This is a genomic window from Caenibius tardaugens NBRC 16725 (assembly GCF_003860345.1).
Classification (GTDB): domain Bacteria; phylum Pseudomonadota; class Alphaproteobacteria; order Sphingomonadales; family Sphingomonadaceae; genus Caenibius; species Caenibius tardaugens.
On the sequence record NZ_CP034179.1, the window covers coordinates 4271661 to 4292688 of the forward strand.

The 21028-nt window shown below is 59.8% G+C and carries 20 protein-coding genes and 1 pseudogene; 3 read left to right on the plus strand and 18 right to left on the minus strand.

What is annotated here, in order from left to right; genetic code table 11:
- The 11 genes and pseudogenes from nuoI to EGO55_RS20145 all read right to left on the minus strand — a co-directional run bounded on the left by nuoI (position 1) and on the right by EGO55_RS20145 (position 8794).
- Positions 1-486 carry an NADH-quinone oxidoreductase subunit NuoI gene (gene nuoI, locus EGO55_RS20095; RefSeq protein WP_021688862.1) on the minus strand — a complete coding sequence of 162 codons (486 nt, stop codon included), beginning with the start codon at positions 484-486 and terminating at the stop codon, positions 1-3.
- Positions 483-1529: an NADH-quinone oxidoreductase subunit NuoH gene (gene nuoH / locus EGO55_RS20100; protein WP_021688863.1), complete on the minus strand. Its 1047-nt coding sequence runs from the start codon at positions 1527-1529 to the stop codon at positions 483-485. Before nuoH ends, nuoI begins: the two co-directional genes overlap by 4 nt.
- Positions 1526-3532, minus strand: a complete 2007-nt coding sequence (nuoG, locus tag EGO55_RS20105) for an NADH-quinone oxidoreductase subunit NuoG (protein WP_021688864.1) — start codon at positions 3530-3532, stop codon at positions 1526-1528. The genes nuoH and nuoG overlap by 4 nt, the downstream gene beginning before the upstream one ends.
- Positions 3532-4815, minus strand: a complete 1284-nt coding sequence (gene nuoF / locus EGO55_RS20110; RefSeq protein WP_021688865.1) for an NADH-quinone oxidoreductase subunit NuoF — start codon at positions 4813-4815, stop codon at positions 3532-3534. Before nuoF ends, nuoG begins: the two co-directional genes overlap by 1 nt.
- A gap of 3 nt (positions 4816-4818) precedes the next feature.
- The gene (locus EGO55_RS20115; protein WP_021688866.1) at positions 4819-5487 is read right to left on the minus strand and encodes a complex I 24 kDa subunit family protein; all 669 of its coding nucleotides are present in this window, start codon (positions 5485-5487) and stop codon (positions 4819-4821) included.
- Positions 5487-5792 carry a nuclear transport factor 2 family protein gene (locus tag EGO55_RS20120; RefSeq protein ID WP_040715038.1) on the minus strand — a complete coding sequence of 102 codons (306 nt, stop codon included), beginning with the start codon at positions 5790-5792 and terminating at the stop codon, positions 5487-5489. Before EGO55_RS20120 ends, EGO55_RS20115 begins: the two co-directional genes overlap by 1 nt.
- A gap of 22 nt (positions 5793-5814) precedes the next feature.
- A complete protein-coding gene (locus EGO55_RS20125; protein ID WP_040714991.1) occupies positions 5815-5997 on the minus strand; it encodes a hypothetical protein in 183 nt (60 codons plus the stop codon).
- A complete protein-coding gene (locus EGO55_RS20130) occupies positions 5994-7205 on the minus strand; it encodes an NADH-quinone oxidoreductase subunit D (protein WP_021688868.1) in 1212 nt (403 codons plus the stop codon). The genes EGO55_RS20125 and EGO55_RS20130 overlap by 4 nt, the downstream gene beginning before the upstream one ends.
- A gap of 26 nt (positions 7206-7231) precedes the next feature.
- A pseudogene (locus EGO55_RS20135) lies at positions 7232-7843 on the minus strand (NADH-quinone oxidoreductase subunit C); the annotation flags it as partial.
- 7 nt (positions 7844-7850) lie between these two features.
- The gene (locus tag EGO55_RS20140) at positions 7851-8423 is read right to left on the minus strand and encodes a NuoB/complex I 20 kDa subunit family protein (RefSeq protein WP_021688870.1); all 573 of its coding nucleotides are present in this window, start codon (positions 8421-8423) and stop codon (positions 7851-7853) included.
- Positions 8420-8794 (minus strand): NADH-quinone oxidoreductase subunit A, encoded by a 375-nt coding sequence (locus tag EGO55_RS20145; protein WP_021688871.1) that lies wholly within the window; start codon positions 8792-8794, stop codon positions 8420-8422. Before EGO55_RS20145 ends, EGO55_RS20140 begins: the two co-directional genes overlap by 4 nt.
- A gap of 204 nt (positions 8795-8998) precedes the next feature.
- Between EGO55_RS20145 and EGO55_RS20150 the strand changes: the two genes are divergently transcribed.
- A complete protein-coding gene (locus EGO55_RS20150; RefSeq protein WP_021688872.1) occupies positions 8999-10195 on the plus strand; it encodes an acetyl-CoA C-acyltransferase in 1197 nt (398 codons plus the stop codon).
- Positions 10196-10262: 67 nt separating this feature from the next.
- On the opposite strand, the gene EGO55_RS20155 is transcribed toward EGO55_RS20150, so the two are convergent.
- On the minus strand, positions 10263-10742 hold the full coding sequence (locus EGO55_RS20155) for an SH3 domain-containing protein (RefSeq protein WP_021688873.1): 480 nt from the start codon (positions 10740-10742) through the stop codon (positions 10263-10265).
- Positions 10743-10873: 131 nt separating this feature from the next.
- Here EGO55_RS20155 and EGO55_RS20160 point away from each other — a divergent pair, with 131 nt between their 5' ends.
- Entirely contained in the window at positions 10874-11908 is a 1035-nt protein-coding gene (locus EGO55_RS20160) for a 2-hydroxyacid dehydrogenase (protein ID WP_040714992.1), read from the plus strand.
- Positions 11909-12034: 126 nt separating this feature from the next.
- Positions 12035-13318, plus strand: a complete 1284-nt coding sequence (locus EGO55_RS20165; RefSeq protein WP_429860919.1) for an ammonium transporter — start codon at positions 12035-12037, stop codon at positions 13316-13318.
- Between the two features lie 113 nt (positions 13319-13431).
- Here the strand turns inward: EGO55_RS20165 and EGO55_RS20170 are convergent, their stop codons facing one another.
- From EGO55_RS20170 to EGO55_RS20195, 6 genes are all read right to left on the minus strand, one after another.
- Positions 13432-14838, minus strand: a complete 1407-nt coding sequence (locus EGO55_RS20170) for an NAD(P)H-dependent flavin oxidoreductase (protein ID WP_021688876.1) — start codon at positions 14836-14838, stop codon at positions 13432-13434.
- Between the two features lie 26 nt (positions 14839-14864).
- Positions 14865-15608, minus strand: coding sequence for a class I SAM-dependent methyltransferase (locus EGO55_RS20175; RefSeq protein ID WP_021688877.1), 744 nt, complete (start codon positions 15606-15608; stop codon positions 14865-14867).
- Positions 15605-16732 carry a peptide chain release factor 2 gene (gene prfB, locus EGO55_RS20180; protein ID WP_021688878.1) on the minus strand — a complete coding sequence of 376 codons (1128 nt, stop codon included), beginning with the start codon at positions 16730-16732 and terminating at the stop codon, positions 15605-15607. The genes EGO55_RS20175 and prfB overlap by 4 nt, the downstream gene beginning before the upstream one ends.
- 109 nt (positions 16733-16841) lie before the next feature.
- Entirely contained in the window at positions 16842-17378 is a 537-nt protein-coding gene (locus EGO55_RS20185; RefSeq protein ID WP_021688879.1) for a peroxiredoxin, read from the minus strand.
- Between the two features lie 55 nt (positions 17379-17433).
- Positions 17434-19968 (minus strand): penicillin-binding protein 1A, encoded by a 2535-nt coding sequence (locus tag EGO55_RS20190; RefSeq protein WP_021688880.1) that lies wholly within the window; start codon positions 19966-19968, stop codon positions 17434-17436.
- 81 nt (positions 19969-20049) lie between these two features.
- Complete coding sequence (locus EGO55_RS20195; protein ID WP_210766596.1) at positions 20050-20895, minus strand: N-acetylmuramoyl-L-alanine amidase family protein; 846 nt, start codon at positions 20893-20895, stop codon at positions 20050-20052.
- Between the last annotated feature and the right edge of the window lie 133 nt (positions 20896-21028).

Genomic DNA, 21028 nt, shown 5'->3' on the forward strand with positions numbered 1-21028 from the left:
CTAGCGATAGGGCGCATCGGCTTCAAGGTTCGCGGCAATCGCCCGCTCCCACTTGTCCCCGTTCGCCAACAGTTTTGCTTTGTCATAGAGCAGTTCTTCGCGCGTTTCGGTCGCATATTCGAAGTTCGGCCCTTCGACGATGGCATCCACCGGGCAGGCTTCCTGACAGAAACCGCAATAGATGCACTTCGTCATGTCGATATCGTAACGCGTCGTACGGCGCGATCCGTCCTCGCGCGGCTCGGCCTCAATCGTGATGGCCTGTGCCGGGCAAACCGCTTCGCACAGCTTGCAAGCGATGCAGCGTTCTTCGCCGTTGGGATAACGACGCAGCGCATGCTCACCCCGAAAGCGCGGAGACAGCGGGTTTTTCTCAAACGGATAGTTGATCGTCGCCTTGGGCTTGAAGAAGTACTTCAGCGTCAAGGCATGCGCTTTGAGAAACTCCCAAAGCGTGAACGATTTGATGAGCTGGGCGACGCTCATACCCCGTACCTCGTAAACATCAGATATCCAGAAACGAGCACCACGAAGAGCAGGCTCAGCGGCAGGAAGACCTTCCAGCCCAGACGCATCAACTGGTCATAACGGAACCGCGGCACGGTCGCCTTTACCCAGCTGAACACAAAGAAGAAGAACAGTATCTTGGCCAGCAGCCAGACAAAGCCCGGGATGTAGTACAGCGGCGCCCAGTCAAACGGCGGCAGATACCCGCCAAAGAACAGCACCGCGTTCAGCGCACACATCAGCAGGACGTTGGCATATTCGCCCAGCCAGTAGAGCGCGAAGCTCATCGACGAATATTCGGTCTGATAGCCGGCAACCAGTTCGGATTCCGCCTCGGTCAGGTCGAACGGGGCACGTGCCGTTTCAGCCAGCGACGAAATCAGGAACATCACCCACATCGGGAACAACAGCAGGTTGAAAAAGAACCCGTTGATGAAGCCGAGGCCGTGGCCCTTCTGCGCCTGGATGATTTCGTTCAGATTGAACGTGCCAGCCCACAGGACAACGCAGATCAGGATGAAGCCAATGGAGACTTCGTAGGAGATCATCTGTGCCGATGCGCGCATGGCCGAGAAGAACGGATACTTCGAGTTGGAAGCCCAACCCGCCATCACAACCCCGTAAACTCCGAGAGAACTGACCGCGAGAACGTAGAGCAGACCCACGTTGATATCGGCCAGCATCGCCCCCGAATTGAACGGGATCACCGCCCAGGCAATCAGCGCCACGGTAAAGGTGATGATCGGGGCGATGATGAACAGCCCCTTGTTTGCCGCGCTGGGAATGATGGTTTCCTGTAGGAACACCTTCAGACCATCAGCGAAAGACTGAAGCAGACCCCACGGACCAACCACGTTGGGACCACGGCGCAGCGCCATGGCGGCCCAAATCTTGCGATCGGCATAAATGATCATCGCCACGCCGAGCATCAGCGGCAGGGCGATCAGCAATATCCCGCAGATCGTGGCGACGAACCACGCCCACTCGTAGGTCATGCCGAGGTTCTGGAAGAAAGCGGTCATTCCGCAGCCTCCGCGAAGTGTTCACCCTGCAGCAGTTCGGCCGAACAGCGCTGCATCGTCGCACTCGCGCGTGCGATCGGGTTGGTCATATAGAAATCCTTGATCGGATAGGCATCGATCGCGCCCGATGCCGTTCCGCCGCCGGATGGTAGAGCGCCATAATCGACCAGCCCTTCCTCACCCAGAGCGGGAACTTCGGCAATCATCGCACCCTGCAATTCGGCAAAGCTGTCGAACCCGACCGATACGCCCAGCGCATCAGCCAGCGCGCGCAGGATCGTCCAGTCCTCACGGGCATCGCCCGGTGCGAACACGGCCTTTTCTGCAAATTGCACGCGGCCTTCGGTGCTGACGAAAGTACCGTTCTTCTCGGTATAGGCCGCAGCGGGCAGAATGATGTCTGCCGCGTGCGCACCCTTATCGCCATGGTGGCCGATGTAGACTTTCAACGCGCTTCCAAACGCACTGAAATCCACTTCGTCCGCACCCAGTGCGAACACCAGTTTCGGCGCCGCCGCAACGATATCCCTGATCCCGCCCTTCTGCGCATAGCCGAGCATCAGCCCGCCCATGCGCGATGCGGCCATGTGCAGCACGTTGAAGCCGTTCCAGCCATCGCGGACCAGCTTGAACTGGGCTGCGAGCGACAGCAACGGGGCAAGCGCCCCCTTGGCGAGACCGCCACCGCCGAGAATGATGGCCGGACGTTCTGCGTTTTCGAAGGCCTCGACCACATCTGATGGCAGATTGTCGAGCACAAACAGGTCATTGCCGAGGAACTGCGCCGGATAGGTCGTTTCCCACTCCGGCCCGATGATGAAGACTTTCGCGCCGCGCTTGGCCGCCTTGCGCAACCGCACGTTGACCAGCGGCGCTTCCCAGCGAACATGGCTGCCAACGACCAGGATCGCATCCGCCGTTTCAATCCCGGCAAAGGTGGAATTGAAATTCACCGCCGCGAGATTGGAAACGTCGTAATCGAGGCCCGTCTGCCGACCTTCCAGAAGATCGGAGCCGAGACCGGCCAGCAGCTTCTTGGTCGCGAACATGGTTTCGCAATCGACGAGATCGCCCGCGATGGCGGCCACGCTCTTGCCCGGATTAACGGCAGCAATCGCACGAAAGGCATCGTCCCAGCTGGCCTGTTCGAGGCTGCCAGAGGCGTTCCGGATCCACACCTTGTCGAGGCGACGGCGCGTCAGGCCATCGACCTGATAGCGGCCCTTGTCGCTCAACCATTCCTCATTCACATCATCGTTGATGCGCGGAAGAATACGCATGACTTCACGGCCACGGCTGTCCAGGCGAATATTCGCCCCCACAGCATCCGACACGTCGATCGAAAGCGTTTTCTTGAGTTCCCACGGGCGCGCTTCGAACGCGTAAGGGCGGCTTGTCAGCGCGCCAACCGGGCACAGATCGATCACATTGGCCGACAGTTCATGCCGGGCGGCCTGTTCCAGATAGGTCGTGATCTGCATGTTTTCGCCGCGATAAAGCGCGCCGATTTCATCCACACCGGCCACTTCTTCGGAAAACCGCACGCAGCGCGTGCAGTGAATGCAACGCGTCATCGTGGTCTTGATCAGCGGCCCCATGTACTTTTCGGTAACAGCCCGCTTGTTCTCGTCATAACGAGACGAGCCACGGCCATAGGCAACCGACTGATCCTGCAGATCGCATTCCCCACCCTGATCGCAGATCGGGCAGTCCAGCGGGTGATTGATAAGGAGGAACTCCATCACCCCTTCCCGCGCCTTCTTGACCATTTCGGAATCCGTGCGGATTTCCTGGCCATCGGCGGCGGGCAGCGCGCAGCTCGCCTGCGGCTTGGGCGGTCCAGGCTTCACTTCCACCAGACACATGCGGCAATTGCCGGCGATCGACAGGCGTTCGTGATAGCAGAAACGCGGGATTTCCTTGCCTGCGGCTTCGCAAGCCTGCAGCACGGTTGCGCCTGCCGGAACCTCGATTTCCTGTCCGTCTACGGTGACTTTAGGCATTACTCTGCGGCCTCCCGCACGTTTTCTGCAATCCGGCGTTCAAGCTCGGGACGGAAATGACGGATCAGACCCTGGATCGGCCATGCAGCGGCATCGCCCAGTGCACAGATCGTGTGGCCTTCCACCTGCTTGGTGACCTGCTGCAACATGTCGATTTCCTCGACTGCGGCATCGCCGGTACGCAGACGCTCCATCATGCGCCACATCCAGCCCGTACCTTCGCGGCACGGCGTACACTGGCCGCAGCTTTCATGCTTGTAGAAGTAGCTGATGCGGCTGATCGCGCGGACGATGTCGGTCGACTTGTCCATCACGATGACCGCAGCCGTGCCCAGGCCGGACCCGACTTCCTTCAGCCCGTCAAAGTCCATCGGCGCATCCATGATCTGTGCCGCCGGAACCAGAGGGACCGACGAACCGCCGGGGATCACGGCAAGCAGGTTGTCCCACCCGCCGCGAATGCCGCCGCAATGCTTCTCGATCAGTTCGCGGAACGGGATCGACATCGAATCCTCGACGACGCATGGCCGCTCTACATGCCCGGAAATCTGGAAGAGCTTGGTGCCCTTGTTGTTGTCCCGGCCAAAGCTGGAGAACCACGCCGCGCCGCGCCGCATGATCGTGGGCGCAACCGCAATCGATTCCACGTTGTTCACCGTGGTCGGGCAGCCATAAAGCCCTGCCCCCGCCGGGAACGGCGGCTTCAGACGGGGCTGGCCCTTCTTGCCTTCGATGCTTTCGATCATCGCGGTTTCTTCACCGCAGATGTAGGCGCCAGCACCGCGATGCACGAAGACGTCGAAATCATAACCCGATCCCGAAGCGTTCTTGCCGATCAGACCGGCGTCATACGCTTCGCGAACAGCCGCAAACAGCGTCTCCGCCTCGCGGATGTATTCGCCGCGGATGTAGATATAGGCTGCGCGGGCCCCCATCGCGAAACCGGCAACCAGCGCGCCTTCGATCAGCTTGTGCGGATCGTGGCGGATGATTTCCCGGTCCTTGCAGGAGCCAGGTTCGGATTCATCGGCATTGATAACGAGGAAGCTTGGGCGGCCATCCTTGCTTTCCTTGGGCATGAAGCTCCACTTCATGCCGGTCGGGAAACCGGCGCCACCGCGACCACGCAGGCCGGATGCCTTGATTTCCTCGATTATGGCATCACGCCCTTTCGCGAGGATATCCTTGGTATTGTCCCAATCGCCGCGCGCTTGCGCCGCAGGCAGGTTCCACGGCTGATAACCGTAGAGATTGGTAAAAATGCGATCCTTATCAGCGAGCATGGCTTACCACTCCCCCCGATAGTCATGATTGGCGCTGACCATGTCCTTCAGCGTCGACAGGGCGCCTGCCGGTTCCACCGTGTGGCGTCCCGGTTCCTGTGTCCCGGCCTTGGGGCTTTCCCCACGTGCCAGCGCATCAAGCACCGCGTCGAGCCGTTCGGCAGTCAGATCCTCGTAATTGTCGTCGTTGATCTGCACCATGGGGGCCGAAGCGCAATTGCCCATGCATTCCACCTCGGTCAGCGTCCACAGGCCATCATCGGTAGTGTGGCCCTTGTGCATGCCGCGCGCCTTGCAGGCGGACAAAAGGTCGTCGCTCCCACGCAGCATACACGGTGTCGTACCGCAAACCTGCACATGAAAACGCCCCACCGGCACGAGATTGTACATGGTGTAGAAGGTTGCGACCTCGACCACGCGGATAACCGGCATATCCAGATAACCAGCGATATATTCCATCACCGGGATCGGCAGCCAGCCTTGCGTTTGGGTGTCCGCACCCACTTGCCGCTGGGCAAGATCGAGCAACGGCATCACGGCCGAACGCTGCCGCCCTTCGGGATAGCGTGCCACCACTTCCTGCGCCTTTTCCGCGTTTTCCGCGTTCCAGGCGAAATTGCCCCAGCGCGCGCGCAGTTCCGGCGTATCGGGTTCGAGATAACGGTCAGCCATTAGCGGACGAACTCCACGCGAGAGCACTTGTCGCCCTCGAAACTGTAGATCGCGATGACATCGAACGGTTCGGCGTCGTTGGAGCGCCAAACCCGTTCCAGAAAGACAACGTAGTTGCCCAATGCCTTGCGATCGATGATTTCGGCACGGTTCTGGGGAAATTCGGCAAACATGGCCTTCAATCCCGAACGCACGCCTTCCTTGCCTTCGCGTGCAACCGCACCGCGATAGCCGCCTTCGCAGGCATCATCGGTCATCAACGTGACATAGGCATCCGCATCCTGCGCGTTGTAATGCGCAATCATCTGCTCTGCGATGGCAAGGTAATCAGCCACGAGCCAGTCTCCGCTCAATATAACGCCCGACATAGACACCCAAGGTTCCGGCGAAGGCGGTCGAAAGAACCTCCTTCACGCTTGAGGCGCCATGAAAGGCCAGCAGGTATGCCGCGACCGCCGAAGCGAACCCCGCCAATACCAGGATAAAAATGAAAAGTTCACGCAAGATCAACGATCACACTCCCCGAACACCACGTCGATCGCCCCCAGGATCGGCACCGCGTCGGGCAGCATGTGGCCCTTGCACATGAAATCCATCGCCTGAAGATGGCTAAACGCCGTCGGGCGGATCTTGCAGCGATAGGGCTTGTTGCTGCCATCGCTCACCAGATAGACGCCGAATTCGCCCTTAGGGCTCTCCGTCGCGACATAGACTTCGCCCGCTGGAACGTGGAAGCCTTCTGTATAAAGCTTGAAGTGATGGATCAGCGCTTCCATCGATTGCTTCATTTCACCGCGCTTGGGCGGGCCAACCTTGCGGTCGGTCGTCATGATCGGGCCTTCGGGCATTTCCGCCAGGCACTGTTTCATGATGCGGGCGGATTGCCGAACTTCCTCAACACGCACCATAAAGCGGTCGTAACAGTCCGAGTTGGTGCCGACCGGGATTTCGAAATCCATCCGGTCATAGACGTCGTAAGGCTGGCTCTTGCGCAGATCCCACGGGATACCGGCGGCCCGGATCATCGGGCCGGAGAAGCCCCACGCCAGCGCATCTTCCTTGCTGACGATCGCAATGTCGACATTGCGCTGCTTGAAGATGCGGTTGTCCACCACCAGGCTCATCGCGTCTTCGAACAACCGGGGCAGACGGGTATCGAGCCAGTCCGCCAGATCGGTCAACAGCTTCAGCGGCACATCCTGATGCACGCCGCCGGGACGAAACCAGGCGCTGTGCATGCGGGCGCCCGAAGCGCGTTCGAAGAAATTGAGGCAATCTTCACGGATTTCAAACAGCCACAGGTTCGGCGTCATCGCGCCCACGTCCATCACGTGCGCGCCGATATTCAGCATGTGATTGCAGATACGCGTCAATTCCGCGAACAGAACGCGCAGATATTGCGCGCGCAGCGGAACTTCGAGATTGAGCAACTTCTCGATAGCGAGAACGTAGCTATGCTCCATCCCCAGCGGCGAGCAGTAATCGAGCCGGTCGAAATAGGGCAGCGCCTGCAGATAGGTCTTGTGTTCGATCAGCTTTTCGGTGCCGCGATGCAGCAGTCCGACGTGCGGATCGACCCGTTCGATCGTTTCGCCGTCCAGTTCCATGACCATGCGCAACACGCCGTGCGCCGCAGGGTGCTGAGGCCCGAAGTTGATCGTGTAATTGGTGATGACTTCATCGCCGGTGGTCGGCGACTGCTCGAGCAGCATGCTCATGCCTTGCCTCCCTTCGCGTCCGCTTCGGCCTTTTCATCGCCCGGCAGCACGTATTCCGCGCCTTCCCAGGGGCTCATGAAATCGAACTGACGCAGATCCTGCGGCAATTCGACCGGTTCGTAGACCACGCGCTTTTCATCTTCGGAATAACGCAGTTCGACATAGCCGGTCAGCGGGAAGTCCTTGCGGAAAGGATGCCCTTCAAAGCCGTAATCGGTCAGAATGCGGCGCAAATCCTGATTGCCCGCAAAAATTACGCCGTACATGTCGAACACTTCGCGTTCGAGCCACCCGGCCACAGGCCACAACGTGGTGACTGTGGGGACGGGCGTATCTTCAGCGGCCGAGACCTTGACCATCAGACGATGGTTTTTCGTCACCGACAGAAGCATGTAGACAACCTCGAACCGCTCCGGACGCGAGGGATAGTCGACCCCGGCGATTTCCATGAGTTGCTGGTATTCGTGGTTGTCACGCAGCAGGCGCAGCACATTTTCGATCTGGTCACGCGCGACAGTGAGAATAACCTCACCATGTTCTTCCGTGGCAGAAACGAGCATGGCCCCGAGCGCCGGTGTCAACACATCGATGACACCTTCGTTCGAGGCAAATTTCGGAGCGGAATGCAGAACGGTCATCCTGTCCTTACCTCTCGAGCGTGCCGACACGGCGGATTTTGCGCTGAAGCTGCATCACACCGTAAAGCAGCGCCTCGGCGGTCGGAGGACAGCCGGGCACGTAGATATCGACAGGAATGATACGATCGCAGCCGCGCACGACACTGTAGCTGTAGTGGTAATAACCACCGCCGTTCGCACACGAACCCATCGAGATCACATATTTCGGGTCCGACATCTGATCGTAAACGCGACGCAGAGCCGGTGCCATCTTGTTGCAAAGCGTGCCGGCAACAATCATCACGTCCGACTGGCGCGGCGATGCGCGTGGGGCGACGCCAAACCGCTCCATGTCATAACGCGGCATGTTCACGTGGATCATTTCGACCGCGCAACACGCGAGGCCGAACGTCATCCACCACAACGAGCCGGTCCGAGCCCACTGAAACAGTTCCTCTGTCGACGTGACGAGAAAGCCCTTGTCCGAAACCTGCTGGTTAAGGTCGTTGAAAAAAGCCTGATCGGGCGGGGTTACCGCAGTGCCAGATGCGTTCTGGCCCGACACGAGCGGCTGCCCAGCGCTGTTAACGAGCGTGCTCATTCCCAGTCCAGAGCTCCCTTCTTCCATGCATAAGCGAGGCCGATGGCCAGTTCACCCAGGAAGATCATCATCGTGATCCAGCCCGGCCAGCCCGTAAGATCGAGACTGACCGCCCAGGGAAACAGAAAAGCGGCTTCGAGGTCGAAAATGATAAACAGGATCGCAACGAGATAGAAACGCACGTCAAACTGACTGCGCGAATCTTCAAACGCGGGGAAACCGCATTCATACTCGCTCAGCTTCTCCGCAGACGGGCTGCGGCTGCCGGTAAGGTACGAAACCCCGATAGGCAGAAAGACAAATGCAGCTGACAGGAGCAGCGCGATGCCAAGAAATATCAGGATCGGCAGATATTGTGAGAGATCGAGCACTCTAAACAGTCCTTTTGGGGCTGACTCGCATGCAACCGGAATACCCGTGCGCCCTAGTCCCCCCTTTACGCAGGTGCAAGAGGGCGATGCCTGCTTTTAACGCCAGCAAGTCCTTTGTTTTTGCGACCCGTTCTCAATTGCTATTGCTGCATGGCAGCATTACACTTTTTTCAGCGTCTCATTCTTTGTCTGGCGAGGTTGGTCATGCCCCCGTTTTCTGCACAAGATCCCATCGTTATTCTGTCTTATGCCCGCACTCCCATGGGGGGAATGCTGGGATCGCTGGCCGACACGGGCACAACCGACCTGGGGGCGACGGCAATTCGCGCCGCGATCGATCGTGCCGGCCTGTCTGATGACTCGATCGACCGGGTCTATATGGGCTGCGTCCTGCCTGCTGGCCTTGGGCAGGCCCCTGCCCGCCAGGCAACGATCAAGGCGGGTTTGCCCAATGCCGTACAGGCGACCACCGTGAACAAGGTCTGCGGATCAGGCATGCAGACGGTCATTATGGGTGCCGAAGCGCTCGTCGCGGGATCGGCCGATGTGGTGGTAGCAGGCGGCATGGAAAGCATGACCAATGCCCCCTACCTGCTCAAAAAACATCGCGCAGGTGCCCGCGCGGGCCACGACACGGCCTATGACCACATGTTTCTTGATGGCCTGGAGGACGCGTATCAGGCGGGAACGTCGATGGGGGCGCTCGCCCAGGATATGGCGGACAAATATCAGCTGACGCGCGAGGAACAGGATGCCTACGCGATTGAATCCTTGCGCCGCGCCAACGCTGCGATTGCCAGCGGCGCCTTCACCAATGAAATCGCCCCGGTAACCATCAAGAGCAGAAAGGGTGAAACGGTCGTCGATACCGACGAACAGCCCGGCAAGGGCCGCCCGGACAAAATTCCGGAACTCAAACCCGCCTTTGCCAAGGATGGCACTATCACCGCAGCCAGTTCCAGTTCCATTTCCGATGGTGCGGCAGCCGTCACATTGATGCGCGCCAGCGCGGCTTCAGCCCAAGGCCTCGCCCCCGTCGCGAAAATCGTCGGCCTGGCCGCGCATTCGCACGAACCGGCCGCTTTCACGACCGCTCCTGTCGGCGCGATGCAGAAAGTGCTGGATCAGGCAGGCTGGACTGTGGCCGATGTTGATCTGTTCGAAGTCAACGAAGCCTTCGCCTGCGTGGCCATGATTGCCATGCGCGATCTCGACATTCCGCATGACAAGGTCAACGTCAATGGCGGGGCAACGGCGCTTGGTCACCCGATCGGCGCAAGCGGCACGCGAATCATCGCAACGCTGATTGCCGCACTGCGGAATCGGGGTTTGAAGCGCGGCGTCGCGAGCCTCTGCATCGGCGGTGGTGAAGCCACTGCTGTGGCGTTGGAAATAATCTGACGCTTATCGGAGAAGCGATACGACAAACAGGCGGTGCGCATGCCATCGCCTGTTTGCATTCTACAAATCAGGGTTCGCCCGCACCCCAGAGCCGGGCTTGCCGCACCCAGCCCACATGGCCGGCAATATCGATGCGGCACCAACCTTCGTCACAATCGCCAAGCTTCCCGACCACGCCCGGTTCGGCATTCCACAGCAGTTTTGCGTCATCCCCGGGATTGGCGCGCAAGGCGACCAGTCCTTTCCCAACCAGAATGGCGGTCCGGTCCCGACTCAGAAAGCGGGCCGTTACCCACCCCCGAGCACCGTCGGCGTCTTCCACCAGACGCCAACCTTCCTTGACCCGCAATACTTTCAACGGGAGTTGCGGGCGCCGGTAAACCCATGAAATTCTGTAGGATTCGCTTGGGCCGACGCGCATATTCACCCGTTCAACCCGGATCGACGCCCAATAGGGCGTTTCCCGATTCTGCGCGATCGCAGGTGTCGCAAAACCGATGGCGGCAGCGAACAGGGCAACAAGGGCTGAGAAGCGCAAGCTATGCATGATCTGCAGCCATAGACACGAGCCCGGCCCGACATCAAGCCACCAAACCGATCCATCCGCATCCACGATCAAAACCTGCCGCCAAGCATATGCTTGACCGCTCCCGCCAAGGCGTCCTAGCGCATGCTGCAATGAGCGAAACAACGCAAACACCGCCAGCAGCCCAGGCATCGAGTCGCCGCGTGACCGGCAAGCCCCGGGTTATTGTCACACGCAGGCTTCTGCCTGTTGTGGAAGACCGGATGAGCGAGCTGTTCGACGTGGTGATCAATACCGAAGATCGAATCATGGACCGCGATGCCCTGATTGCAGCCATGCGTGACTGCGATGTTCTGGTCCCCACGGTGACTGACCGTATCGACGGTGCCATGATCGAGGCCGCCGGTGACAGGCTTGGTCTCATTGCCAGCTTCGGTGCCGGAACTGAGCATATCGATGTAGCGGCCGCATGGTCGCGCCGCATTATCGTGACCAATACTCCTGGGGTTTTCACGGAAGATACCGCGGATACGGCCATGGCGCTTATCCTGACAGGGCCACGCCGGTTTGCGGAAGGGATCACCACCCTGCGGCAAGGCAAGTGGCCCGGCTGGGGACCATCGTTCATGCTGGGTCACCGGATTAACGGCAAGCGGCTGGGAATTATCGGCATGGGCCGCATTGGCCAGGCCGTTGCGCATCGCGCCCGGGCTTTCGGGCTGGAAATCGTCTATCACAATCGCCATCGCCTGCCTGACGCGGTGGAAAACATGCTGGGCGCGCGATACGAAAGCGATCTCGATCGTCTGATTGCAGAATCGGATATTCTTACGCTGCACTGCCCTGCGACGGCCGAAACGCATCACCTGCTTGACGCGCGCCGCATCGCTCTGATGAAACCGACGAGCTATCTGGTGAATACCGCGCGCGGCCATCTGATCGATGAAGAAGCGCTCATCACCGCCCTTACCCATAACAAGATTGGCGGTGCGGGGCTGGATGTTTATGCGCATGAACCAGAAATCGACCCCCGGTTCATTTCCCTGTCCAACGTGCTGGCTTTGCCGCACATGGCCAGCGCCACGATTGAAGGGCGCGAAGCGTCTGGTGAAAAGGTGATCGCGAACATCCGTTTCTGGGCAGACGGGCACCGTCCCCCAGATCAGGTGCTCGAAGGTCTGGTCTAGCCCGAAATCCGGGACTGTTCAGAACACTTGCCCACCTGCAGCTTTCCGTTTTAGGTCACGCCCGAAAAGGCACCTGGCCGACGGCGCCTGAAAGGGGGGACTATGCTTCGCAAATTCGTGTTGCCGATGAGTGTGATCATCGGGACCGCACTATCAAGCCCCGTTTTCGCGCAGGATCCTTATGCCGCAGTCAGCGACAGCGGCGACACCGCGTGGATTCTGGTTTCCTCGGCATTGGTGTTGCTGATGACACTGCCCGGGCTTGCCTTGTTCTACGGTGGACTGGTGCGCGCCAAAAATTTCCTTTCGGTCGCCGTGCAATGCGGCGCTGTCGCAGCGGTGGCCTCACTCCTCTGGATTGCCGTGGGATATACGCTTGCGTTCGGTCCCGGCGGCAATGGCTGGCTGGGCGGCGGCGGGGCATGGATGCTCAACAATCTGGGAACCGTCCGCGAAGGCACCACCATTCCGGAAAGCACCTTTGCGATGTTTCAGCTGACCTTCGCCGCCATCACCCCTGCGCTGATGATCGGCGCCTGGGTGGATCGCGCGCGGTTCGGCTGGGTCGTGGCGTTCTGTGCACTGTGGAGCCTGCTTGTTTACGCCCCCGTCGCACACTGGATCTGGGGCGGCGGCTGGCTGGCATCGATGTTTGGCGTTATGGATTTCGCCGGAGGCATAGTCGTTCACACGACAGCAGGCGTATCCGCCGTGGTCGTTGCCCTGCTGCTGGGCCGTCGCACAGGCTTTCCCCGCACACTGATGTTGCCCCATGCTCCGGGCCTGACCATGATCGGTGCAATGCTGTTGTGGGTCGGGTGGTTCGGGTTCAACGGTGGCTCCGCTCTCACCGCCACGGATGATGCATCGTCCGCCATTATCAATACCCACGCAGCCGCCTGCGCAGCCGCCCTGTTCTGGGTGCTGCTGGAACGCGTGACAGTGGGGAAGCCCACCAGTGTCGGCTTCGCCACGGGCGCAATTGCCGGGCTGGCCACCGTCACGCCTGCCGCCGGCTTCATCTCCCCCGGCGCGGCCATACTGTTTGGCGTAGCTGCCGCAACGCTGTGCTATGGGGCGATCCAGGCGGTGAAGCACAAGCTGCACATTGACGATTCCCTCGATGTCTTCGCGGTGCATGGCCTCGGGGGCATTCTGGGATCGTTGCTGCTGGGCATATTCCTGACACCGGCTCTCGGCGGAACAGGCTATGCCGATGGTATGGGCATGCTCAGCCAGATCGGCGCGCAAGCTCTGGCTATTGCTGTGGTCGCACTATGGTCAGCCGTCATAACGGGGATCATCGCACTGGGCGTTTCGCTGTTCATGCCAATGCGCGTGAACGAAGATGAAGAACGCGACGGGCTCGATATCGCCAGCCATGGCGAACGGGCGTGGGAACTGGAATAGCACCCACCCTTCTCAAGAGCAGGCCAAGAAAGAAGGGACGGTGTCATCCACCGTCCCTTTCCCGTTTACCCCTATTTCCTCACACGCAAATGGCCGCGCGGGCCATGCGTTGATCAGTCCCCGGTGAGGATACGATCAACCAGTTCCTTCACGGTGGGGGTGTAATTGTTCGAATAAAACGGATCCTGCTTGAAGCGATAGGCCGCATGGCCCGCAAACATCAGGTTCTGTTCCACGTCGTCGCCATGGGCAATGTCCTGCAATGTCTTCTGGATGCAGAAGCTGCGCGGATCGGCAAGGCGGCCGGTGGTATAATCGTCATAGTCTTTCCATGCAGAAAAACCGCAGTGCGACAGGCAACCCATGCACGCCGCCTGATCTTCCCTGATGACCGTACGCTCATCCGGGGTGACGAATACGATCGTATCATCAGGGGTGCGCAGACCTTCGGTGAAGCCCTGACCTGCCCAGGTCCGTGCACGATCGAGATCTGCCGGGGCAACCCAGAAGTTCTTGCCTTTCACGCCGACGTCGAGTTGCACCGTATGCGCACCGGCCTCGACCCGAGAATAGGGAATCTGCCGCTCGCTACGGGCTTCGAGATTACGCAGGAAGGGGTTCTTCACTGCCGAGCTGTAGAACCCTGTGGGCGAGAAGCGGTGCAACAGGACATCGCCCGGCTCCAGCGTACGCAGACGGTCCTTCCAACCTTGGGGAATCGGGCTTTCCTGCGTGAGCAGTGGGCGCGTTCCGAACTGGAAGGCAATCGACCCAAGTTCCGGATTCTCGATCCAGTCGTTCCATTCGCGCAGGAACCAGACACCGCCGGCCATGACGATCGGCACGCTGTCGGCAATCCCCTCTGCACGCATGGTGTCGCGCAGCGCCTTCACACGGGGATAGGGATCTTCCGGCTTGGTCGGGTCTTCCGCATTGGAAAGGCCATTATGCCCGCCTGCCAGCCACGGATCTTCGTAAACCACAGCCGCCATCAGGTCTGCGACTTTGCTGTAGGACCGCTTCCACAAGGCGCGGAACGCGCGGGCGGAACTGATGATCGGCAGATAGGCCACATCGTACCGCGCCGCGATTTCGGCCAGTTTGTAGGGCATGCCCGCGCCGCAAGTAACACCCGTTACCAGGCCCCGCGTCTGCTCGAGAATGCCTTCGAGTACTGCCTGCGCACCGCCCATTTCCCACAGCACGTTGATATTGATCGCGCCTTTGCCGCCGGAAATATCGTAGGCGCGTTTTACCTGTTCGACACCGCCATCGATCGCATAACGGATCAATTGCTCATGCCGTTCGCGGCGGGTCAATTGTTCATAGACCTGCGGGACGATCTTGCCTTCCGCATCATAACTGTCCGCGTTGACGGCACTGACCGTGCCCACACCGCCCGCAGCAGCCCATGCCCCGGAGCTGGTGTGGTTGGTCGCAGACACACCCTTACCGCCTTCAATCAACGGCCATACCTCGCGACCGCGATAGATTATTGGCTGCAACCCCTTGAATGACATTATCTTTCCTAACCAAACAGGCCGCGTCAGGCGGCTGTATCTTTCTTTGTCACGCCCGCCTCTCGGCACGGCTTTATATCTCTTGGCGCAGGGCGTTGTCCTGCAACTTCGAACTGCGCATAATATCCGGCCAATTCCGGCTTACGGACAAATTCTACCAGACGAAAGCCCACACTTTCAAACTCGCAGAAGAGCAGGCGCGGGTTGATCCCGTGCGTATCCGTCGGTCGGTCGACATCGACCACTATGACCTGTCCGCCCGGCCGGAGTGCTGGCCTCAGACGCCACAGGAACGCATAGGGCTCCGTCACCTCATGATACATGTGCACGAGGAATATCCGATCGAAGCTCTTTTCCGGCAATTGCGGATCGTCAGATTCGCCATGCTTGATCGAAACATTGTCGAGACGTTCGCGTTCAACGCGTGCGCCCAATCGCTTCAAGGCTTCTGCATCGATATCCTGACCAAGCACGCGCCCTCTTGGCCCTACCCGCTCCGCCAGACGAACGGTGTAGTATCCTTCACCGGCGCCAATATCGGCCACGCTCATGCCATGCGCGATCTGGGCCAGGTCCATGACGGTTGTCGCCTCACGGCGATCATCGCGCACTTGTTCGGTGCTGACGCTATTGGCGCCGCTTTCAGAGACCGGGCGGTCGGCGCGGGGAAATTCTCGCGACGTCTCCGGGCGATCGGTATCCTTGCCTGCCGGCTGGCACGCAGCCAGGGCAAACAAGACCGTTGCACAGAGAGCGCGAAAGCGGATCACTCGACGTCCTCGACCTCTACAGATTCGCCGGTCACCCGCTGGGCCAGTGCAGCGGCCATGAATTCATCCAGTTTGCCGTCAAGCACGTCGTCCGGGCTGGTGGATGTCACGCCTGTGCGCAAATCCTTGACCATCTGATAGGGCTGCAAGACGTATGACCGGATCTGGTGGCCCCAGCCAATATCCGTCTTGGAGGCATGTTCCGCGCTCGCAGCCTCTTCGCGCTTGCGCATTTCTTCCTCGAACAGCCGCGCTTTCAGCATGTTCATCGCGATTTCGCGGTTCTTGTGCTGCGATCGGTCGATCTGGCTGGCCACGATGATACCACTGGGCGCGTGCGTAATACGCACGGCAGAGTCCGTGGTATTGACGTGCTGCCCACCCGCGCCCGATGCCCGATAAGTATCAATTTTCAGGTCTGCCGGATTGATATCGATGTCGATGTCATCATCGATCACGGGATAGACCCAGATCGAACTGAAACTCGTATGCCGCCGCGCGGAACTGTCATACGGGCTGATCCGCACGAGGCGATGAACGCCGCTTTCGGTCTTGGCGTACCCGTACGCGTTCTCGCCCTTGAGCAACAGGGTGGCGGACTTGATTCCGGCCTGTTCGCCGGCGTGGTAATCCACCAGTTCGACCTTGTAGCCACGGCGTTCCGCCCAGCGTGTATACATCCGCTGCAACATTTCGGCCCAGTCCTGGCTTTCCGTGCCACCTGCGCCTGCGTGAATTTCAAGATAGGTATCGTTGGCGTCTGCTTCGCCCGACAGAAGTGCCTGCACTTTGTCAGCATCGGCGCGCGCCGCCAGCTTTTCGAGGGAATCGAGCCCTTCGTCGACCGTGGCATCATCGCCCTCGGCCTCACCCATCTCGATGAATTCGATGGCGTCCGCCATTTCCTGGCCGATTTCGTTGACGGTGCCGATCGCGGCTTCCAGCCTACGTCGTTCGCGCATGATCGCTTCCGCCTGCTTGGGATCGTCCCACAGGGTCGGATCTTCCACGCGTGCGTTCAGCTCGTCGAGACGCCGCAGGGCGCGATCCCAATCCAGAGATCTCCTGACCAACGCCAAGGCGGCTTCGATACGTTCTATTTGGGCCTGCCCTTCGGCACGCATGGCAATTCAACTCCGTTGTCTCGGGGCCCGCTTAGCGGAGGCGTGTCAGTTGCGAAAGTGGGAGCAACAGGCCTCGCCCCTGCCCGCCACTGCAAGGCGATGCAAGCGCCTATTTGGACTTGAGGGATTTCACCGCCGCAAGTGTACGTTTTACGTGCTCTCGCCAATCAAGATCCGAGTGCACCATAATGATACGGCCATTCTTCCCGATCACATAGGATGTGCGGTCGGAAAGGCCGGTTTTCGCCCCTTCCCGCACCAAGGCGACATCATAGGCCTTGATCACGGTCGGGCTGGCTATCGCAACAGGAAAGGCATCCCGGCATTCCTTGGTCGAAAAGCGGCGCAAAGTGGGAAGATCATCCGCAGAAAGGCCGATCACCTTCGCCCCGGCGGCCTGAAATTGTGGCATCGCTTCCGCAAAGGCATTCGCTTCGAGCGTGCAGCCCTGCGTGAAGGCCTTTGGATAAAAGTACAGGACCACCGGCCCATCCGCCAGCGCGCGCCTGAGATCGAATGCGAAATCCTTGCCCGCAAGCGCCCCTTTGGTCGCAAACTGGGGCGCCTTGGCACCAACCGGCAATGCGGCCAGCGCCGGGGATGCAAACGCGCTCAAAGCGCAAGCGAGGACTAGCAGCCGTTTCATAGTAGAAGCATGAGCCTAAACCGCCAGACTGTCCAGCATCACGACGCCTGCCTCGCTAGTACAGGCCGCCTTGCTGTTCCGCAAAATTGCCAGGCTGTTCGGTTGTCGTTCCCGATTTCCGCTGGGCTTCAACAGCGCGGCCGCGGCGCAGCAACGTCAGAATTTCCTGCCGCATGGCGTCGACTTCATCCTGCCGGGTGCTCCGGCGCGGTTCCGTGTCCGGCTTGAAGGCTTCCCAGATGATCGCCGCCTTGGGATCACTACTGGGCCAGCCATCGAACACGCGCTTGCCCGTACGACGATCGATGCGCACCATGCGAACGCCAGCAGGCGCCGGGAATGGTTCGTCACTCCAGTGATCGCGTGTCTTCTGTACGAATTCCTTGAATATCGGCGCCGCATGACGGCCACCCTGCGCACCACCGCCGAGGCTGCGCGGCTTGTCATACCCCAGATAAACCCCTGCAACGATGTCAGGCGATCCCCCGACGAACCACACATCGGTCGGCCCTGATGTCGTCCCGGTCTTGCCGAACAGCGGCAACTTGAGATCACGCAGGGTGACAGCCGTACCGCGTGTGACAACGCCTTCCAGCATGTGAACGACCTGATAGGCCGTGCGGGCATCGAGCACCTGTTTGCCACGCGCCGCGAAGCGCGGCATGGCTTTGCCATCCCAGTCCTTCATGTTGCAGCCCGTGCACTTGCGCTTGTCCGCACGCCAGATGACCTTGCCACCCCGATCCTGCACATAATCGATCAGGCTGGGGTCGAACTGACGCCCCTGATTGGCCAGCGCCGAATAGGCATTGACCATTTTCTCCACGGTCGTTTCACCGGCTCCGAGCGCAAAGGAGAGGTAAGGTTTGTACTGGCCGATACCGACCTTGTCGAAAGTGCGAATGACATTCGGCATACCGGCATCATTGGCAATGTGCACGGTCATCAGGTTGCGGGACTGTTCAAGGCCCCAGCGCATGGTGTGCTCACCCCCGCCGCCACCGCTGAAGTTGCGGAAGCATTTCTCACCCCGCGCACCGCCCTGATACACGCAGAACGAACTGTCCGACACCATTGAGGCCGGAGAGAGGCCAAAATCGAGCCCTGTCGCATAGACGAACGGCTTGATGGTAGAGCCCGGCTGCCGCATGGCCTGCGTCGCCCGGTTGAATGCGCCCAATCGGGAATCGAAGCCGCCCTGCATCGCCAGCACGCGACCGGTGTTTGGGTCTTGCGCGAGAAAACCGCCTGAAATTTCAGGAATCGTACGTACCCTGTAACCATTGCCTTCGGGCGATGCGACAATGACATCCCCCGCCTTCAAGGCATCCGGCAATCCGGTCAACGGCGCTTCCTTGCCATCGACAAACCCGATCCGCGCACTCGCCCCGGTCCGCGCCGTAACCACACCCACGCGCCAGTTCTGGTAATTGATGCCGAGGTAAGAACTGACCAGTTCGCCCTGCCAGTTTCCGTCACTGACATCGATCGTGGCAATCGGTCCTGTCCAACCGCGCCCTCCGTGGAAGCGCAGCAAAGCGCCACGCAGCGCATCCCGGGCGGCAGTCTGCAACTTGGGGTCGAGCGAGGTGCGCACCCAGAGACCGCCTGCGTAGACGCTATGCGGACCATCTTCCGCCTTTTCGCCATAGCGCCCCATCAATTGACGGCGCACCTCCTCCATGAAGTAGCCGGCATCGACCGTTTTTTCGGCGGAACGACGTTGAATAACGCCCAGAGGTTTGGCCTTGGCCGCATCGGCCTGTTCCCGCGTGATGAAATCGTTCGCAACCATCTGATCGAGAACAAAGTTTCGCCGTTCCATAGCAAGATCGGCATACTTCGCACGACCATATCGTTCCGGCGCTTTCGGCAGAATCGCAAGGAACGCGGCCTCATGCAGCTGCAGATCGCCGATATCCTTGTCAAAATAGGCCCGGGCAGCAGCCTGTACGCCAAAGCTCTGCCTGCCGAGCGGAATCTCGTTGAGATACAACTCAAGAATTTGCTGCTTGGTCAACACGCTCTCGATTCTGCGCGCGAGGATCATTTCCTTGAGCTTGCGCGTGATCGAATACTCGTCACCGACGAGAATATTTTTCGCCACCTGCTGGGTGATGGTCGAACCACCTTTCGCCCGTTGGCCCGAACCCAACTTGGTCACATAGTCGAATACGGCGCCGACGAAGCCGGTGTAATCAATGCCACCGTGTGTCCAGAACGTCTTGTCTTCAGCGGCCAGGAACGCATTGATCATCGGGCGCGGAAAATCGACGAACTGAAGCTGCACACGCCGTTCCCGCGCATAGGAATCGACGATTTCGCCATCAATTCCACGCACCATCGTCGGCAAAGGCGGCTGATAGTCCAACAGCATTTCCGCATCAGGCAAATCCCGCGCCAAGGCGAACCACACCAGCGCCCACAGCACCACAAATGCAGCTGCGGCGATTGCAATCCAGCGGAACAGGCGGCTGTCACGCCACTGCGTCTTCGCCCAGCTCAGCGCACCTTCCGCCCAGGCGAATGCACCTTTGGCGTCACGGCGAATCCTGTAGCGGGCGGTTTCGAAATTGGTCTCGTCGGCCATCGTGAGCCGCCCTTAGCACGGCCTAATTGCGCTAGACCAGTGCCTTGCGATGCAGTTCGTCCGGCATCGCTCCCGCATGGGCTATCCGCCCGCCTGTCGTGCGAAGTAGATGCGTATTGCGCGCGCCACGATTTCGCCAAATTGCATACGCCCTTCAGGCGAGGCCAAACGGCGTGCTTCATCGGGATTCGTGATGTAGCCAGCCTCAAACAGAATGGATGGGATATCCGGCGATTTGAGCACTGCAAACGCTGCGGAACGACGGGGACTCGGGTGAAATACCATCTCCCCCTCCCCTTCCCGCACAATCAACCGTGCCAGTTCCCCCGCATCGTCACGGGCGCGCCGCTGCGACAGATTGAACAAAATCGCATTCACGGAACCATTCTGATCATCCAGAACCATGCCATTGATGCGATCAGCCCGATTCTCCCGCGTCGCAAGCCGCGCCGCCGCCTCATCCGACGCCTGGGCGGATAAGGTGTAGAGGCTGGCGCCCGACACGTCCTTCTCCTCGCCAGCAGAATCCGCATGGATCGAAAGGAACAGGGTCGCCCCCAATGCCCTGGCAATATCCCGCCGTTCGGCCAGCGCAAGAAACCGGTCATCATCCCGCGTCAGAGCGACACGAATGCCGCCATTTGCCAGTAACTGGTCCCGCAACGTTCGCGCCAGATCCAGTGTCAGCGTTTTCTCCTGCAACCCGTCACCACCAGCCCCGGGATCATGCCCCCCGTGCCCCGCATCGATAACAATCAGCGGGCGACTGGCATCGGGCGGGCCAAGCACTGCTGGCAGATTCAGGCTGCTGCCGGGCTCTGGCAGTTCGATGCGGACAAGATGATTGTCGTTTGCGAACAGAGAGGTAAATCCGGGCCAGAACAGAAAAAGCCCGGCAAGCATAACTGCCGGGACAAGTACAATCACGGAAAGCCGCGAAATGAACGCCATCCCATCAGGGTTAACGGCCCAATAGCCAAAAGGACAAGAGCCATTTGACCTTATTCCGCAATAAGGTTGCCGATATTACAGACCGGTGCTAGCAAAGCCACACGGAGCA

Excerpts from the sequence above, each read along its gene's own strand:
- EGO55_RS20115 (WP_021688866.1), bottom strand. The coding sequence starts at position 5,487 with ATGGCTGACCGTTATCTCGAACCCGATACGCCGGAACTGCGCGCGCGC.
- nuoF (WP_021688865.1), bottom strand. The coding sequence starts at position 4,815 with ATGCTCGCTGATAAGGATCGCATTTTTACCAATCTCTACGGTTATCAG.
- nuoG (WP_021688864.1), bottom strand. The coding sequence starts at position 3,532 with ATGCCTAAAGTCACCGTAGACGGACAGGAAATCGAGGTTCCGGCAGGC.
- EGO55_RS20160 (WP_040714992.1), top strand. The coding sequence starts at position 10,874 with ATGAGCGAAACAACGCAAACACCGCCAGCAGCCCAGGCATCGAGTCGC.
- EGO55_RS20155 (WP_021688873.1), bottom strand. The coding sequence starts at position 10,742 with ATGCATAGCTTGCGCTTCTCAGCCCTTGTTGCCCTGTTCGCTGCCGCC.
- EGO55_RS20190 (WP_021688880.1), bottom strand. The coding sequence starts at position 19,968 with ATGGCCGACGAGACCAATTTCGAAACCGCCCGCTACAGGATTCGCCGT.
- EGO55_RS20185 (WP_021688879.1), bottom strand. The coding sequence starts at position 17,378 with ATGAAACGGCTGCTAGTCCTCGCTTGCGCTTTGAGCGCGTTTGCATCC.
- prfB (WP_021688878.1), bottom strand. The coding sequence starts at position 16,732 with ATGCGTGCCGAAGGGCAGGCCCAAATAGAACGTATCGAAGCCGCCTTG.
- EGO55_RS20165 (WP_429860919.1), top strand. The coding sequence starts at position 12,035 with ATGAGTGTGATCATCGGGACCGCACTATCAAGCCCCGTTTTCGCGCAG.
- nuoI (WP_021688862.1), bottom strand. The coding sequence starts at position 486 with ATGAGCGTCGCCCAGCTCATCAAATCGTTCACGCTTTGGGAGTTTCTC.
- EGO55_RS20170 (WP_021688876.1), bottom strand. The coding sequence starts at position 14,838 with ATGTCATTCAAGGGGTTGCAGCCAATAATCTATCGCGGTCGCGAGGTA.
- EGO55_RS20130 (WP_021688868.1), bottom strand. The coding sequence starts at position 7,205 with ATGAGCATGCTGCTCGAGCAGTCGCCGACCACCGGCGATGAAGTCATC.
- nuoH (WP_021688863.1), bottom strand. The coding sequence starts at position 1,529 with ATGACCGCTTTCTTCCAGAACCTCGGCATGACCTACGAGTGGGCGTGG.
- EGO55_RS20140 (WP_021688870.1), bottom strand. The coding sequence starts at position 8,423 with ATGAGCACGCTCGTTAACAGCGCTGGGCAGCCGCTCGTGTCGGGCCAG.
- EGO55_RS20150 (WP_021688872.1), top strand. The coding sequence starts at position 8,999 with ATGCCCCCGTTTTCTGCACAAGATCCCATCGTTATTCTGTCTTATGCC.
- EGO55_RS20120 (WP_040715038.1), bottom strand. The coding sequence starts at position 5,792 with ATGATTGCGCATTACAACGCGCAGGATGCGGATGCCTATGTCACGTTG.